This window comes from Desulfosporosinus sp. (assembly GCF_014237355.1).
Classification (GTDB): domain Bacteria; phylum Bacillota; class Desulfitobacteriia; order Desulfitobacteriales; family Desulfitobacteriaceae; genus Desulfosporosinus.
On record NZ_JABZFS010000066.1, the window covers coordinates 1 to 15,261 of the forward strand.

Consider the following 15,261-nt stretch of genomic DNA (forward strand, 5'->3'; position numbering starts at 1 on the left):
CTCTCCAAAAAAAGTTATTTCACTTCTTCTAGAAGAAGATGATTGACTCATGATTTATTTTGAAACTCTTTCGAGTCTCTCTCATTGGCTGTCCTTGTTGTTTAGTTTTCAAAGACCATGGATGGTCTGAGTGTCACCGGAGCCCGAAGACACTGTCTTCGCACGTATTAACCTTCTTGCAGGACGGCGGGAGGTGACCAAAGACCATTATTTTCTTGACCCGTTTGGGCCGGAATCACATCTTAGCATTTTCAACTTGCGTTGTCAACACAAAGTTCTGATCATATACTTGAAGTATTAAACCTCTTACTTCTGATCATTGTATGGCTTTGTGGCACTCGATTATAATACCATTTTCATCATATGCTGTCAACTAGTTTTTTAATTACTATTATAAGGGCGATTAATGATGAAAATAGTCAATTAAATGCCTATTTTTATGCTCTGAACAAATTCAGCATTGATTAGTTCGTTGCCTTTTTTAGTCTCAACTTCAATCCAATTATCATTAACATTAATGATTTTCCCTTTAACGTTCGTACCAAAAGAGCCTGTCGTTATCTGGCAGTTCTTGCCGATATATTTATTTAGAAGCTCGTTTGTCATCTTAACAACACCTTTCCTTTTCTTAATTCTTAATAAAACAGCCTTATGGACTGAACGTTGCTGTGGCAATATGATAAAAAAAAGAATGAATAATGGCAAGTAAATCGCAATCCATGTTCCAGTGTTCAATAAACCTCATCCTTCATTACTTTTCTTGTTAGACACTTTCGATCCAACTCACAACATATTCTGTGTCTTGCGGTTTGCCTATGTTCCCCGGATCACAGACACACCAACATCCATTGATTCCTAATTCCTTGGTAGTCAGTTCAAAATGACACATGGCAATTCCCATATCAACTCGTTGTAAATCATATGCTAATAACTTCGCATAACCCTTGGTATGTTGAAGGTAGAAATGGAGTATATTATTAGTTTTCACAACTCTCCATGGCTGCTTGTTGGAGGCCGAAGGTGCAAGTCGAACCATTTCTAGAGGAGTTTCATATTTTCCAGCCTCCTCTATTGATAGAGGACGCCCAAACTCTCCACTAAAAAAAAGCTCTCCCCATTCTTTTCTGTTTTTTGATCCAGCTGTAAATCTCATAGCAGTATCGATCAAACTTCTTTTACTGCTGGGGTAGCCAATCGGTGAGATACAAGGTAATATTTCATGCTCTTTTTGCTCAATCGCTTTACTGAATTCGCTCTTCTTAAAAGTACCCCCAAGCCAACAAGTGCCCAACCCCAAAGACGTAGCAAATAAAATAGCATTTTCTAAAGAATATCCAAAATCCTCTAAGTCTTTGTCGGCCTTTTCAACTACGGCAACAACATAGGTCGATGCACCCCTTATCACTCCATAAGTTCCAAGCTTTGCATTCGATCTTGAACGAGCGAGGTTCCTTTCGATGAGATTATATCTAACAGGCGTTCCAAAAGGACCTTTAGAAATTGCAAAGAATTCAAGCAGCGTTTCTTTTATATCGCTTGTAAGTGGCTGTTCTGAATAAGTACGGACAGAAATTCTCTTTTTTATGATTTCTGTAATTGGAGTTTTAAAAAAACGAAAATTTGTCATATAACCTCCGACTTTCACTTAATACTAACCCTTACATCATACGGAACGGAATCGCATCCAGACCTCTATTATAACAAATTATGGCGTGATTTACTTAGATATACTACCAATTATCCAAAAAACAGACTCCAGCTAGTACCGGAGTCGTTTAAAGGCAATTAAGAAGGCAAAGTACTTTTGGATTGGCATTTAAGATATTGGAGGAATAATGGCTTTTTTCTCAACCTTCTTCTTCATTTTTTCCTTGTTCTTAGGACTTTTATCTCCCATAAAAACACCTCCAATCATATATTAACCCTAGTATTACTGGTAGATCATTTTTCCATACATAGCCGTGATCTGCGTTTTCAATGTCTCTAGTCTTAACTCTGAGGAAACTTTCTGAAGGGTCCTAGTTAGTTAGTCACCGCTTCTGTTTTGCCATTTAGAAATTAAGCCGACAACCGCCAACACTATGAATAGTACTATTGAAACTATCAATAAAATCATTGCCCCATTATCCTCATAGGCAAATAGCATTTCTAGAGAATTGGATCCCAAATAAGAAATTGTGATTCCTGCCACAATCCCTGCTAGTGCAATGACTAGGCCGATTTTTCTCACTACACTTTTATTCTTTATTCCAGGCCCGACATATGAATTATTCCATATTAGACGGATCAAATAATAAGTCATACACCCTAGCATAATTATAAAAACATTCATGGGATATTGTAGCCATCGAAAACCATAGCCATAAAGACCTATATCAATTAAGAGCAAGTAGAAAAGTAGCATATACGCTTGATTCCCAACCATGTTTCGTTTTTGTAGCTGCATTTCATCCAATTGACTTCTATGCATCTTCATCATCCTTCCAAAATAGTTGATCAAGAGTCTTATCTAGAGCCTTACAAATAGCAATGCATAATTTAATTGATGGATTGTAATCCCCCTTCTCAATAGCATTAATAGTCTGACGGGTTACTCCCGTGGCATCCGCCAGATCCTTTTGTGACATGTCTTTAGCAGCTCTTGAGGATTTCATTTTCAAATTTTTGCTCATCCTAACACCTCTAGAATAATAGTAACAGAAAAATTACACTATGTCAAATATACTTTACACAATGTAATTTATTTATTGCTATTCAAATTTATTCAATTTGCAATTAAGGTTCGATTTGCAGTCTATCCCGAAACAAATATATTTTGGTGATATTAGATCTTGATAATTCTATATGGTTAGTCGTAGTAATTAAATCCTCTTCTAATCGCTATGGGAATCGTATTCTAAATTCGGAACGGTGGAACTTCTTATGTATGGAATGAGTGTCTTTAGTTCCCCTCATTTAAATGATGATGCTCATATGCATATAGAGAAAAAATGTGGTAGTGTAGAGGGAACATCAAAATTATTATGGCGAGAGTGATTGTATTATGAAATCATACATTACCTACCCGATTGTTGAGGAGCATGAAGGACTAACGGTTGAGGTCTACCTAAAACAGATCCTGGAGTATTCAGGACGAAAGATTCAGAAGTTAACCCGACAAAAGGGGATAGTCTTGAATAAGAAACCCGTTTTTTTACAAAAGAGAGTTAAAACGGGTGATATTTTGCGTGTTCTAACTCTTGAAGACTCATCCTATGGAGTCGAACCAGAGCAAGGACTAGTCGATGTATTATATGAAGATAAGTATCTTATAGTATTGAACAAGCCCTCAGGTCTGTTGGTACACCCAGCGGGTCAGACATCCCGGGGTACTTTAAGTAATTACCTCGCCCATTATTATCAACAGCAAGGAGTAGTTTGCACTACCCGTCCAATACACCGCCTGGACAGAGAAACTTCAGGCTGTGTCCTATTTGCTAAAGACAGCCATACTCAAGCCCAGTTAGATAAAGGTTTAAAGGAGGGAACCCTTAAGCGTACTTACCAAGCAGTGGTTCATGGAATTATACACCCCTCATCTGGAACTATTATTGCACCGATAGGTCCACATCTTACCAAGCCCAATCGGCGCGCCGTTAACCAAAAGGGAGACGAGGCCATAACTCATTACACGACGCTTCAGAGCTTTTCGGAAGCTTCCTTGTTGGAACTATCTCTAGACACTGGCAGGACTCATCAGATCCGTGTTCATTTATCCCATTCAGGACATCCAATTATAGGAGATAGAATGTACGGAAAAGGCTCAACTCTTATAGCAGGACAAACCTTACACGCAGTTTCGTTGGAATTCCCACATCCAGTTGAGCAACGTAAAATTACAGCTGTAGCTCCGTTTCCAATTAGTTTTTTACGAGTCCTAGAAAGTCTCTCGAACTAATCAGGGAGTCTTACTATAAATCCCTCGGTCTACATGACCAATTGAAAATGCTGCCGATATCTTCCTTCTGCATAAACCAATTAACCGCCCACTTGTATCCAGAACAAGTGGGCGGTTAATTGGTTTTTGGGGTCTCATCTTTTCACTCGGCTGAAGGCAATATCTAAAGCCTCTTTAACGGTCTGTGCATAATCCAATTTTGTGCTTTTTCGTTCATCGAGATAAGCCTCGTCATAAGCCATGGTCCTTACCTTATTAGCCCAACCGCCTGAAGGTTCGAGTATTATAACAGGTTTGAGGTTTAGATAAGCGGCGGATAATTCCCCCAGAGTGCCATTTCCTCCCCCCACCATTATCAACGCATCCGATGAATGAACGAGAATTAAGCTCCGGTAATCAAAGCTTAATCCGGTATTAATAGGAATATCGATATATTTGTTCGCCTTATCCATTGTATCTCCCGGCAAAATCCCTACGACTAAGCCATTCGCTTCTTTAGCACCTTTAGAAACACACTCCATCACACCATTTGTACCACCTGATAAAAGAATTGCACCTCTTAGAGCAATTTCTCTACCTATTTCATAAGCTAATCGTTGCAGTTCAGCGGGGATCTCACCCGACTGTCCAATTACCCCAATGCGTATCATTATTTACTCATCCTCTCAGAAAATGACTTGTCCCACATTGATAAAGCTTTTGTAGAATATGTCACTGACGCCTAGCATTATGCCTATTGTATTCTTGCCCCGAAAGGGATGAGCCCCAGTTTTGCAAATTTAAAATGCTGAAGTCCAAAGGGTATACCTACAATTGTTAGACAAAAAAATGCTCCTATAACCAGATGAGCTATAGCAAACTCCCATCCAAAAACGACGAGCCAGATGATATTAAAGATTAAACCTCCTGCTCCAAAGTGTCCAAGTTCGATTTCTTTTCCAAAAGGCCACAAGACAAATAAAGCAATCTTAAAACACTGAACACCAAATGGAATGCCAATGATTGTTACACACAATAATAAGCCCGCTAAAAACCATAGAACAGAGGCAATAATCCCGCCTAATAGTAGCCAGATTATATTACCAATAACATTCACACTAAGTCCTCCCCTCTTACATTGGTACAACTGTCTGGAGCATGGGCAATCCATAGTATACAAGTGCAATAATAATTGCTATGGTAATAGCCAATTTAAAGAGCTTTTTGAGAATAAAACCTACAGCTAGGATCCCTAAAACTCCCATAAGTATTTGTTGTAGCCCTAATCCCCCAGTGAAATTCTCCATAACATTTCTCTCTCCTTCTATTATAAATGTTCCTAATTAATCATAACGATCTATTTCGGTATTTATCCTTATTCCATATGTAATGACAAATTTACACTCAAGGAAATTTATCGTCGGAGCATCTAACTTTATTATCATAACACGCTCTTTGAAAAGAAGAAATAACTATCCTTCCCTATTGCCTCGCCGCGCGATGATATAAGAGTATAAATATCTGTTTGAAGATTGTTCTGCTATGTCGCTTAACATGCTGAAGGGAATCGTGATTTGTTATAGAATATTAATTAAATGAAAATTATGAAGTCTTCTTGCGGAAGGGGCAATGTCATATGGCAAAACTCGACAACCCAATTGAAATCTATAAAATACTCCCTAAAACGAATTGCAAACAATGTGGAGTGGTGACCTGCTTAGCGTTTGCTGCTGATCTGATTAAAGGGCAAAAACGTCTCAACCAATGTCCTCATCTTGACAAAAATATCCTTGAGGAACTTGAAGGAAAAATCATCAAACAAGCGACTCCCGAAGAGCAACTTATGCAGGCACTAGAACCCTTAAAAAGTGAAATAGTTAACATTGACTTTGCTGCGTCGGTACAACGATTAGGGGCTAAGCTTTCTAGCGATAAGCTGACAGTTAAGTGTTTAGGCAAGAACTTCACCGTTGATTCTGAGGGAAACATTATATCTGACTGCCACATCAATGTATGGGTGACTGTCCCTTTACTGAATTATATTATCTATAGTGCGGGCAATGATCTATCCAGCAAATGGGTTCCCTTCAGAGAACTTAGTAATGAAACTGTATGGAATTCCTTTTTTGAACAAAGATTTGAAAAACCTTTAAAGCAACTGATTGATACTCATCCTGATTTTATTGAAGATTTGATAGTCATTTTTAGTGGAAAATACACTGAAACTAGTTTTTCCTCAGATATTTCCCTGGTCTTATACCCTCTACCAAAGGTTCCAATACTTATATGTTACAAAAAACCAGAAGAAGACTTGGAGTCTAAGCTTAATGTTTTTTTCGATGCCACTGCTGAAGACAACCTTAAGATTGATTCGATCTATAGGCTTTGTGTTGGACTTTTGGTGATGTTTCAAAAGATTACTTCAACTCACATTTAGGTATGAAACCCTCTATCACCTAAAGCCATTTACGAGCTGTAATTGATTCATAGGGGTTCCGATATCTAACCTTCCCCAATCCGGTCTTCCAACAATTTGAGCATTTTCACGGGTCGCCATACGATAGACCTCTAGCCTTGGAATTCCAGCTTGTATCATCCAGTCTAACTCATCATAAAAGCCTTCTGCGTGAGGTACTCGATAGGCACCTGCATCTGTACCAACACCCATTCGGACATCTAGACAGTAAGCCTCATAGATTCTAGATAATTGTCCCTCTAGAATACGTTTCAAGGTATCAATTTCGAGGCTGGAGTATCGATCCGAAGGATATTTGAGAATATTTCCGATGGGTGCCACGGTAGGGACCCAAGCAATATTCTTTTTTTTCATCAATTCAAGCTGTCCGGTTGTTATGTAATATCCATGTTCAATGGAATCTACTCCTGCAGCAATCGCTATCGAGATCCCCTCTTCTCCACTAGCATGAGCCATGACAAGTTTCCCTCGTTCATGAGCCGATTCGACCAACCCTTTTAATTCCTCGACTGTCCATTGAGTTGGGCCTACCTTGTGAAAAGCATCAAACCGAATTAGTCCAGTGACGATGACTTTAAGCTGGTCTAGTCCTTGGTCAAAGAAACCACTTTCCTTGTCTCGCCAGTCTAAGAAATCAATAAAACCACGACCGAGAAAACGGCCGTACATACCCGCTCTATTCACAGCTTCCCGTACTGAAATAATCCCCGGTCCAGACCAAACTCCTTCCCTCACCTTGTTTTTCGCCATCCATGAAAAGCCAGGCAAGTCACCACCATCACGAATACCCACAATTCCCATCTCTAGATATCGCTGTAAATATCTTTCGATGTTATCCTCTATTAAAGATGGCTGAGCCCAATTTTCCAAACACTGATAAAAATCAAGGCTGTCCAAAGCTAGATGGACATGAACATCTATCCATCCCGGTAAGAGAAAATAGGAATTCCATTGCAAGGATGATATTTTGGCACAACTCTCCAAAGAATCTAATGTCTCCAAGGTGTTGACCTTGCCATCCTTCCATTTTAGGCTTACGGGATGAGAACATAAATCTAGCTGAGGACTCCAATACCCAGCGATTATTGCTTCTCCCTCTCTAGGAATTTCAACCATTTTCCGTTCTGAACTACACGAAATATACATTATTCGGTTTAACTCCTTTACCAAAAGAGCAAGAAGCACCGCGGAGGGTTTAGCTTCTTGCTCTTTTTCATTGATAAAAACTATTTGACTTAAACGTCAATATATGAATCTTTATTTTTTCAATTCTTCAATTAATGCTTTAAAACCTGGTAATGATTTTTCAATGGTTTTGTAAGCAACACAATAGGCAATACGAACATAGCCTGGGCAGCCAAAGGCACTGCCAGGAACAATTAGAATATTCTTCTTATTAGCCATGCGGCAGAACTCTGCTTCATTCTCAATGGGAGATTTAACAAACATGTAAAAAGCACCTTCTGGTTTAATACATTCATAGCCATAGGATAAGAGGGCATTATAGAACAGTTCCCGATTCCTATTATAGATCTCGAGATCCACCTTAGCATCTAAGCACTTGGCAATAACGCGTTGAAATAATGACGGAGCATTTACGAACCCTAGAATTCGATTAGCAATATTAGCCGCCGAAATAATATTCTCAAAATCAGCCGCCTGATCAGAAATCACTAAGTAGCCTATACGTTCTCCAGGTAGGGAAAGTGATTTACTAAACGAGTATCCTATGATTGTGTTTTCATAGTATTTTGAAAGATAGGGCACTTCAATGTTATCATAAGCAAGTTCCCGATACGGTTCGTCAGAAACAATATAAATATCCGTGCCAAATTCCTTTTGCTTCTCCTTAAGTATTCCCGAGAGCTTAAGGATGGTTTCTTCAGAATAGATAACACCTGTTGGGTTATTAGGAGAATTGATGATAACCGCTTTAGTCTTAGGAGTAATTTTCTCTTTAAATTCGTCAAGATTAGGCTGGAAATCAATCGTATTTGGGGATATTATGACTAGTTCACCCTCGTAGTTTTTAACATAGCTCCTATATTCTCCGAAAAAAGGTGCGAAAGTAATAACCTGATCCTCAGGGTTAAGTAAAGTCTTGAAAATGACGTTTAAGCCACCTGCGGCTCCAACGGTCATAATAATATTATTGTGAGTAAATGTAGTATCAAATTTATCATTAATCGATTTAGCGATGGCTGCTCTTACATCTTCATAGCCCGAGTTATTCATGTACCCATGAACACCTGCAGCTTCTCCATCATTAACTATCTCCATAATTGCCTTCTTCACATCTTCAGGTGGTTTGACATTGGGGTTTCCAAGGCTAAAATCAAAAACGTTTTCTGCGCCGTGAATTCCTGCCAATCGTTTTCCTTCCTCAAACATGGCACGAATAACAGAACTATTTTGCACCTGCTCTTGCATTTTTTTTGATATCATGGGTCATCATACCTTTCTCATTAGCTTTATACCACAAAAACGGGGGTAAGGGGAGCTTAATCCTAGTCCCATCCGGAACGTAACAATCAAGCCTGAATCAACCTACATAAACTGTATGTGTATGAGGTGCTTCATTTATTAGTATTATAACATATTTTAAGTAATTTCTAAGTATTGCTGTTATAAGATAGCTAACAACCTTTTGGATATCTTCTATAGTAAAAGTAAATATTAAATAATTTAGATCTCTAACCTTAGACTATTATTACGTTTCAAAATGCGATAGTAACAAAAAGTCGAAGTGATGAACGCTGCCAAAATCTTTACAATAAGATCTGTCGATGTGTCTTCAAGCCCGCCCTTTACCATACTCGTTTTGAAAAAGTAATCCCCCATGAATTCTAATATTTCCCATAAAGTACCTGAGGCAATGGTAAAACTAAATGCAACTATCGATCTAAATAACGTAAATCGTTGATTCGTCGTTTCTTGTTCTTTTCTGATAACCCCTCTCATAAGATGCCAGGCAATTATCACCCCATAGCTGCCAAAAATGGCATGCAAAAATAAATCCCACCACCAAAAAATTTGATAAAAATTCATAATTTCTCCAAAGTATTGGGCTAGTAAAATAAATATTAATGTTATGATCTGAAAGCTAGAAGGTAACATTATATTCTTTAGGTTAGCAATCCACGTAATAATGAAAGGCAAAATAATACATACCATAGCGAGCAAAACCAAGAGTACGGTTTTCCATTCTCTTGATAGGATATCTACTAAAGCAGTTACTATTAGAATTAACTCAAACAAGACAGCAAGTCCAATTGCAGACTTATTGTTATGATTATTCATTTCAACCTATACTCCTTCACAGTGACGTTTAGTTCTCTACTCCGAAGGACTCACGCAAAAGCTCCCAGGCTCCTGCTCTGTAGGTCGATGCTAAAACTCCCAAGGAGGCCATTAGACAATCTTTATCTAACATTACTGCTATGCCTTCGTGAGAAAGCAAAGGATGGTTCATCTCCTTAATGCTTTCCTTCATAATATCAAGGGCATTTGGCAGCTGGGTGAGAGCCAACCCGGTTCCAACGATCCACCTGATCCGCCTTAAATTCTGCATCTCGACGCTTAAAACACTATTCCTATCTTTGATAAATCCACTACTATGCCTTTGCAGTGCTATTGATACTGCCGCAGAAACCAGCTCTGCGTTAAGGGCTATCTTTTCTGTCGTCTCAAGTTCAGAGTTTAAAATTTCCTTCCAATCCTGGCCATAATGCTCCTTTATTCTACCTTCACCTATGAGTTTCACTAAGGTCAAAGCAGGTATTCTTAAGCCAAGATCTTCCTCAACTGTTTGTTGAGCTAATCGTTCCGCAGTTATCGAGTATACCGTAGTCGATGCACCACTTACGTCAAGCACTATAACATCCCCAACTTCTTCATAAATCAGTTGAGCTGACTTCATGATTGCTTGCGGAGCAGTAAAAATACGGCCTTCACAATTAAATTCGCTGAAACTAGTTTCCTGAATTACACTTTGTTCCGTTAGCCAACTTATAACATATAAAGGTATTTCCTCCAACGAACCTGCCGGCCCAATATTGTTTTCCAAATTACTAACAGCACATTTAACTCCAATTCCAATATCCCCATTATCTGCTGTCGTCGAGGAAATCCCTTGTCCAAGTTTCTTAGGATTTTCCGTATTTAAATCACCGAAAGCATTCACGACCGTCGACTTATTATCAATCTCGGCTACTAGAACCTTTAGCATTTTAATTCTCCTTACTTAATGACATTTTCTAGGTATTATAGTACCCCGAAAACGAAACTTTTAAGACCTTCCTCTAGGCTCTCCTTCACGAGTTCGTTGATTCTATTTTACCGTATAATTACTTAAGAAGTTTTAAATGGTATATATACCAACAACTTGTACTATATTTTTACGTTGTCAGCATGTATACTTCACTGAGCAAGGGGCTTATTGCAGATATGTAATTTAACTGGAACAACTTTAGTGAAAGCAACGGTCGAAAAAACTATATGTTTTAAAACTAATACAAGAAAGGGGTATTCATGTGAAAAAAAGCATTATATTAATGACCTTAGTAATAATGACAATTTTGGCCTCTGCTTCTGGAGCCCAAGCGGCTATACTAAAAGTAGGATCAACTGGCTCAGATATCCGCCTGTTGCAATCAGAACTTCAAGCCTTAAGTTATAATGTTGGTCCATTAGATGGAATTTTCGGAACAAAAACCAAGGCTGCCGTTATCGCGTTTCAACGTGATAAAAACCTGTTAGTCGATGGTGTTGTCGGACCACAAACTCAAGCAGCCTTACAGATTGCAACTCGTTCACCTCAGGGAAAAACGGAGCAAATTATTAACACAGCCAAAAGTTTTCTAGGCGTTCCCTACAGATGGGGAGGTACCACTCCAGCGGGATTTGACTGCTCTGGTTTTACACGCTATGTTTTTGCTAGCCAAAATATTAGTTTACCACGTGTTAGTGTGGATCAATACGCTATAGGAACCCCAGTGAGCTTCAGTGATCTTATTCCAGGCGACTTGGTTTTCTTTAACATCACCTCGGGAAAACAAGTCAGTCATGTAGGAATCTATCTAGGAAATAATGAATTTATCAGTGCAACGAGTAGTAAGGGAGTTGCTATTTACCCCTTTACCCCTTACTGGACCAACACGTATGTTGGAGCAAAACGCGTCTATTAAGGTCCTGACTCGAATTCAATATTTTCTTACTAATTTTGAAGGCCACGCAACCGCGTGGCCTTTTCGATTTCTGCCCAATTCATTTGCTACAAAGCTAAGTCAATAAGTCCCAAGCGCTTATTCATAAGATCGTCATCAACCTTTGAGTCCTGTTTGTTCTTATTCTCATTATGACTTACTGTACTTAACCGAAGTGCGAAGGGGAACTTCCTTAAGGAAAAAGGTTAGTACGAACGCCACAACTAATACGATCGTTCCAGTTATGAAGACATTCGATAAGGAAGCAGCTAAGGCCTCCCGTAAGCTTTCGATAAGCTGTGTAAAGACAGGTTGTATTGGGATAGGCAAGCTGTTTTGAATATCAATAAGTTTCGTTTGGTCTAGTAAGATTTGGGGATTTTTAAATTGGACTAGCTTTTCAGCCATCGCTGGATCTAGTGATACCGAATTAATACTACTATTAATAGAGGTTAACCCTTTCATTTTGGTTGTGATACTTGTTGAAAGAATGGTACCCATAACAGCTATACCCATAGTCCCGCCAAGGTTGCGAAATAATTGCACAGAAGCTGTAGCCACTCCTAAATCTTTTGAATCAACTGAATTTTGGACAGAGATCATAAAGACGGGCATGCTAAGCCCGAGACCAAAACCGAATATAGCCATACTGAGCGCGGCCAAAAGGATACTATTCATTATAGACATTAAAAACATTCCTAAAACCATGATAGCCGTTCCAATGAGTGCCATTTTTTTATATTTACCCGTCTTAGTCATCCGACGTCCTGAAAAGGCACTCAAAGTAAACATACTTATAGACATAGGCATAGTGACATAACCCGCATAGGTTGCCGAAACACCCATAACTCCCTGAACATAAAACGGCATATACATAAGTGCACCCATCATTCCAGCAAACATTAGGAAGCCAACCATATTCGAAATAATTACCACTCTATTCTTAAATAAGTATAGTGGAAGAACCGGGGTTTTCACCTTAGTTTCAACGAAGATAAACAGAGCTAAAGACACAACAGCAACTATTAAGAGTACTAAAATTCGAGATGATCCCCACGGATACTTTGTTCCTGCCCAAGAGAATACAAGTAACATCGGAACAATTGTAAGAGTTAGAAATAAGGAACCTAAATAATCGATAGACTCTGACTCTCGACGCTGAGTTCTAGGGAAAAGAATCAGAATCATAAAGAAGGCAATAAATCCAAGAGGAAGGAAAAACCAAAATACCCAGTGCCAGTCCATATGATCCACAATATATCCTCCAAAACCTGGACCTAGGATACTAGATATTCCGAAAACAGCGCTCATGAGTCCAGCCCATCGTCCTCTTTCACGCGGTGAGAATAAATCCCCAATGGCTGTAAAAGCTGTAGCCATGATAATACCAGCCCCTACCCCCTGAACCCCTCGGTAAACAATCAATTGAAAAATATCCTTAGAGGTTCCGGCCAAGAAAGCACCAATCATAAAAATTACAATTCCTGATAAGATGAAAGGCTTTCGACCATAGATATCTGAGAGTTTTCCGACCAGGATCGTAGAGATCGTTGAAGCTAATAGGTAGATTGATATAATCCAAGTATAATAATCCATACCACCGAGTTTAGCGATAATACGAGGTAAGGCCACACCAACAATTGTTTGGTTAATCGAAGAAAAAAACATGGCTACAATGATGGCAATCATTATCGTGATTTTACGCTGATAGGATAACTCTTCCATTATAATCGTTCCTCCGTATTTGCCCTCTTTCTATCTAAGATCAGTTTTTTTTAGGTTTAGTATAAAAGATCTGATAATTCTAAAATCAGTTCAAATATTAGTTTATCATTTATATAGTAATTCGTCATATAAGAATTGGTTTAGTCGTGAAATTTTTTAAACTAATATAACTCCAATTATTATAAGAGCCCCCCCCAAGATGTACTTGTTCACACTCAATAACTATTATTAGATCTTTGGTTTTTTTTCATTATCAACCACAAGTAGGGGTCCTTTAGCAACGCGCGTAATCTCTCCATATTTACGTAAAAAACCAGATCGAAAATTAACCCACCTAATACTATTGCAGATAAGAGATCTAAAATAACATGTTGCTTTATAAACTGGGTTGCTACGCCGTCACTAACATTTCCTTAACCTCCTCACAGGCCACCATATACCGATCCACACCGGGATGTATCCAATGACCGTGAACCGTATAATCCGTAATTATAGTGACCACCGGAACCTACAATATATGCTCTAATCTCAGTTGAGCTAGAATTGAAGACACTGTTGGATAAGTGCATACAATTAGATCAGGATCAAATTCCTGAATGTATTTGAGGAAATTGGAGCGTCCTAGTTGATTTAAAAATCGGTAACGATAGCCCCCCTCAATAATCGTTTCTAACAACTCAAAAGTCCTAAACATGTCAAAAAACCGCAAATGTCTGATGACCTTAATCAAAAGGGCATTATGAGATGCCATAACTGCATTATAAGGTTTAGTTCTTAAATTATAGCAAGTCTAATTCTTAAGAATTTCTTAAAACAGATTAAATCATTTTTGTATCTACTGAAGACACTATATGCCTCCACTTATGGTAGCTAAAGCTCTACTGCACTTAATTAATTTCTCTTACCATAATAGGCAAAGGACCTGTACCACTCTCCACAAGCGATCACAGGTCCTTTTTATATATGCGGGAATATGCCATTGATAAAGCAAAAAACCTCTCCCTAAAACTATGTCCCCATTCGGAAAAGCATAATGAGAGCTTTAACAACGTCATGAACATTAAGACTTTCGGGACTAGTTTGGTTATACCACTTTCGTACAGTTTCAATAAGTAAAAGCGGAAGGGCCTTTCCATCGATTAAGTGATAATGTTCCAAATAGCCTTCTTTCAAGTATTCCCACCTTTTATCGTTTCCTGGATTCAGATACTCAGAGACATCAAGAAGTTTAGCTCTACCCTCTTGGAGTAGGATATTCTTTAAATGAATATCCCTTGGGTTTAGTCCTTTGCTTTGCCCATAGTTAATGGCCTCATCGACATCTAGAATGATTTGTTTCGGTATATGAATCCCCTTTAAAAGACAATCATAGAGTGTTATTCCTTCTTCAAAACTCATCACAAGATAATTCAATCCTCTACCATAATACACAGGAAAATACTCCGAAGGACCTAGCTTTCTATAAACCTCAATCTCATTTTCTAACTTCCCTAACTTATCATCACTGAATACTTTGAAAGCATATTTCGGAGCATCCGAAAAACGAAATACAGCTGCGTCCGTCCCGACACCAATACACTCTAGTTTTTTGTAATGCCCCTTCACAATAACAAGCTCATTTTCCCCTTTAGATGAGACTCGTAATTGATTTAGTTCTTTCTCAATAATATCCCATTCCATTTAGATTTCACCCTCTGTTACGTTGCTCCTACTTTCACAAACCCTAGCATTTGAGATTGGTACAGCAAACATCGCAAATCCTGCCATCATAAATGTACCCTAGTCAAAGGCAAAAGTCTAGCCAATAATCATTGACATCAATAATTATTGGCCTATCATGAATTTCCTTACGATTATCTTAATTATTTAACGATTTGTCCATCTCCATAAATCATGTACTTAATCGTCGTTAACTCTTTCAGACCCATTGGTCCACGTGC

The 15,261-nt window shown here is 38.5% G+C and carries 16 protein-coding genes and 2 pseudogenes; 3 read left to right on the forward strand and 15 right to left on the reverse strand.

From position 1 onward, the window contains the following. Nucleotides 1-423: 423 nt before the first annotated feature. The 4 genes from HGJ98_RS14820 to HGJ98_RS14835 form a co-directional block, all read right to left on the reverse strand. Nucleotides 424-735 (reverse strand): hypothetical protein, encoded by a 312-nt coding sequence (locus tag HGJ98_RS14820; protein WP_291352190.1) that lies wholly within the window; start codon nt 733-735, stop codon nt 424-426. A gap of 28 nt (nt 736-763) precedes the next feature. Beyond that, entirely contained in the window at nt 764-1,627 is an 864-nt protein-coding gene (locus HGJ98_RS14825; protein WP_291352192.1) for a nitroreductase family protein, read from the reverse strand. A gap of 399 nt (nt 1,628-2,026) precedes the next feature. After that, the gene (locus HGJ98_RS14830) at nt 2,027-2,470 is read right to left on the reverse strand and encodes a DUF6773 family protein (protein ID WP_291352194.1); all 444 of its coding nucleotides are present in this window, start codon (nt 2,468-2,470) and stop codon (nt 2,027-2,029) included. Next, entirely contained in the window at nt 2,463-2,672 is a 210-nt protein-coding gene (locus HGJ98_RS14835; RefSeq protein WP_291352196.1) for a helix-turn-helix transcriptional regulator, read from the reverse strand. Before HGJ98_RS14835 ends, HGJ98_RS14830 begins: the two co-directional genes overlap by 8 nt. Before the next feature lie 371 nt (nt 2,673-3,043). Between HGJ98_RS14835 and HGJ98_RS14840 the strand changes: the two genes are divergently transcribed. Then, a complete protein-coding gene (locus tag HGJ98_RS14840) occupies nt 3,044-3,937 on the forward strand; it encodes an RluA family pseudouridine synthase (RefSeq protein ID WP_291352198.1) in 894 nt (297 codons plus the stop codon). Between the two features lie 134 nt (nt 3,938-4,071). On the opposite strand, the gene HGJ98_RS14845 is transcribed toward HGJ98_RS14840, so the two are convergent. The 3 genes from HGJ98_RS14845 to HGJ98_RS14855 form a co-directional block, all read right to left on the reverse strand. Then, nucleotides 4,072-4,587: a TIGR00725 family protein gene (locus HGJ98_RS14845; RefSeq protein ID WP_291352200.1), complete on the reverse strand. Its 516-nt coding sequence runs from the start codon at nt 4,585-4,587 to the stop codon at nt 4,072-4,074. Between the two features lie 83 nt (nt 4,588-4,670). Then, nucleotides 4,671-5,033, reverse strand: coding sequence for a YccF domain-containing protein (locus tag HGJ98_RS14850; RefSeq protein WP_291352202.1), 363 nt, complete (start codon nt 5,031-5,033; stop codon nt 4,671-4,673). Nucleotides 5,034-5,049: 16 nt separating this feature from the next. After that, entirely contained in the window at nt 5,050-5,223 is a 174-nt protein-coding gene (locus HGJ98_RS14855) for a hypothetical protein (protein ID WP_291352204.1), read from the reverse strand. Between the two features lie 329 nt (nt 5,224-5,552). Between HGJ98_RS14855 and HGJ98_RS14860 the strand changes: the two genes are divergently transcribed. Continuing rightward, on the forward strand, nt 5,553-6,353 hold the full coding sequence (locus HGJ98_RS14860) for a DUF3786 domain-containing protein (RefSeq protein WP_291352206.1): 801 nt from the start codon (nt 5,553-5,555) through the stop codon (nt 6,351-6,353). A 15-nt stretch (nt 6,354-6,368) separates the two neighbouring features. Here the strand turns inward: HGJ98_RS14860 and HGJ98_RS14865 are convergent, their stop codons facing one another. The 4 genes from HGJ98_RS14865 to HGJ98_RS14880 form a co-directional block, all read right to left on the reverse strand. After that, nucleotides 6,369-7,538: an amidohydrolase family protein gene (locus HGJ98_RS14865; protein WP_291352208.1), complete on the reverse strand. Its 1,170-nt coding sequence runs from the start codon at nt 7,536-7,538 to the stop codon at nt 6,369-6,371. 111 nt (nt 7,539-7,649) lie between these two features. Further along, nucleotides 7,650-8,837 (reverse strand): pyridoxal phosphate-dependent aminotransferase, encoded by a 1,188-nt coding sequence (locus tag HGJ98_RS14870; protein ID WP_291352210.1) that lies wholly within the window; start codon nt 8,835-8,837, stop codon nt 7,650-7,652. A gap of 240 nt (nt 8,838-9,077) precedes the next feature. Continuing rightward, a complete protein-coding gene (locus HGJ98_RS14875; RefSeq protein ID WP_291352211.1) occupies nt 9,078-9,692 on the reverse strand; it encodes a hypothetical protein in 615 nt (204 codons plus the stop codon). A gap of 28 nt (nt 9,693-9,720) precedes the next feature. Then, entirely contained in the window at nt 9,721-10,620 is a 900-nt protein-coding gene (locus HGJ98_RS14880; RefSeq protein WP_291352213.1) for a glutamate mutase L, read from the reverse strand. Nucleotides 10,621-10,945: 325 nt separating this feature from the next. On the opposite strand from HGJ98_RS14880, the gene HGJ98_RS14885 reads away from it, so the two are divergent. Further along, a complete protein-coding gene (locus tag HGJ98_RS14885; RefSeq protein ID WP_291352215.1) occupies nt 10,946-11,578 on the forward strand; it encodes an NlpC/P60 family protein in 633 nt (210 codons plus the stop codon). 168 nt (nt 11,579-11,746) lie between these two features. Here HGJ98_RS14885 and HGJ98_RS14890 read toward each other — a convergent pair whose 3' ends face one another. From HGJ98_RS14890 to HGJ98_RS14905, 4 genes and pseudogenes are all read right to left on the reverse strand, one after another. After that, nucleotides 11,747-13,321 (reverse strand): MDR family MFS transporter, encoded by a 1,575-nt coding sequence (locus HGJ98_RS14890; RefSeq protein WP_291352217.1) that lies wholly within the window; start codon nt 13,319-13,321, stop codon nt 11,747-11,749. Nucleotides 13,322-13,721: 400 nt separating this feature from the next. Next, nucleotides 13,722-13,961 (reverse strand): annotated as a pseudogene (locus HGJ98_RS14895) (UDP-N-acetylglucosamine--LPS N-acetylglucosamine transferase); the annotation flags it as partial. Between the two features lie 368 nt (nt 13,962-14,329). Next, the gene (locus HGJ98_RS14900; RefSeq protein WP_291352218.1) at nt 14,330-15,001 is read right to left on the reverse strand and encodes a serine/threonine protein kinase; all 672 of its coding nucleotides are present in this window, start codon (nt 14,999-15,001) and stop codon (nt 14,330-14,332) included. 182 nt (nt 15,002-15,183) lie between these two features. Then, nucleotides 15,184-15,261: pseudogene (locus tag HGJ98_RS14905) on the reverse strand (glutamate-5-semialdehyde dehydrogenase); the annotation flags it as partial.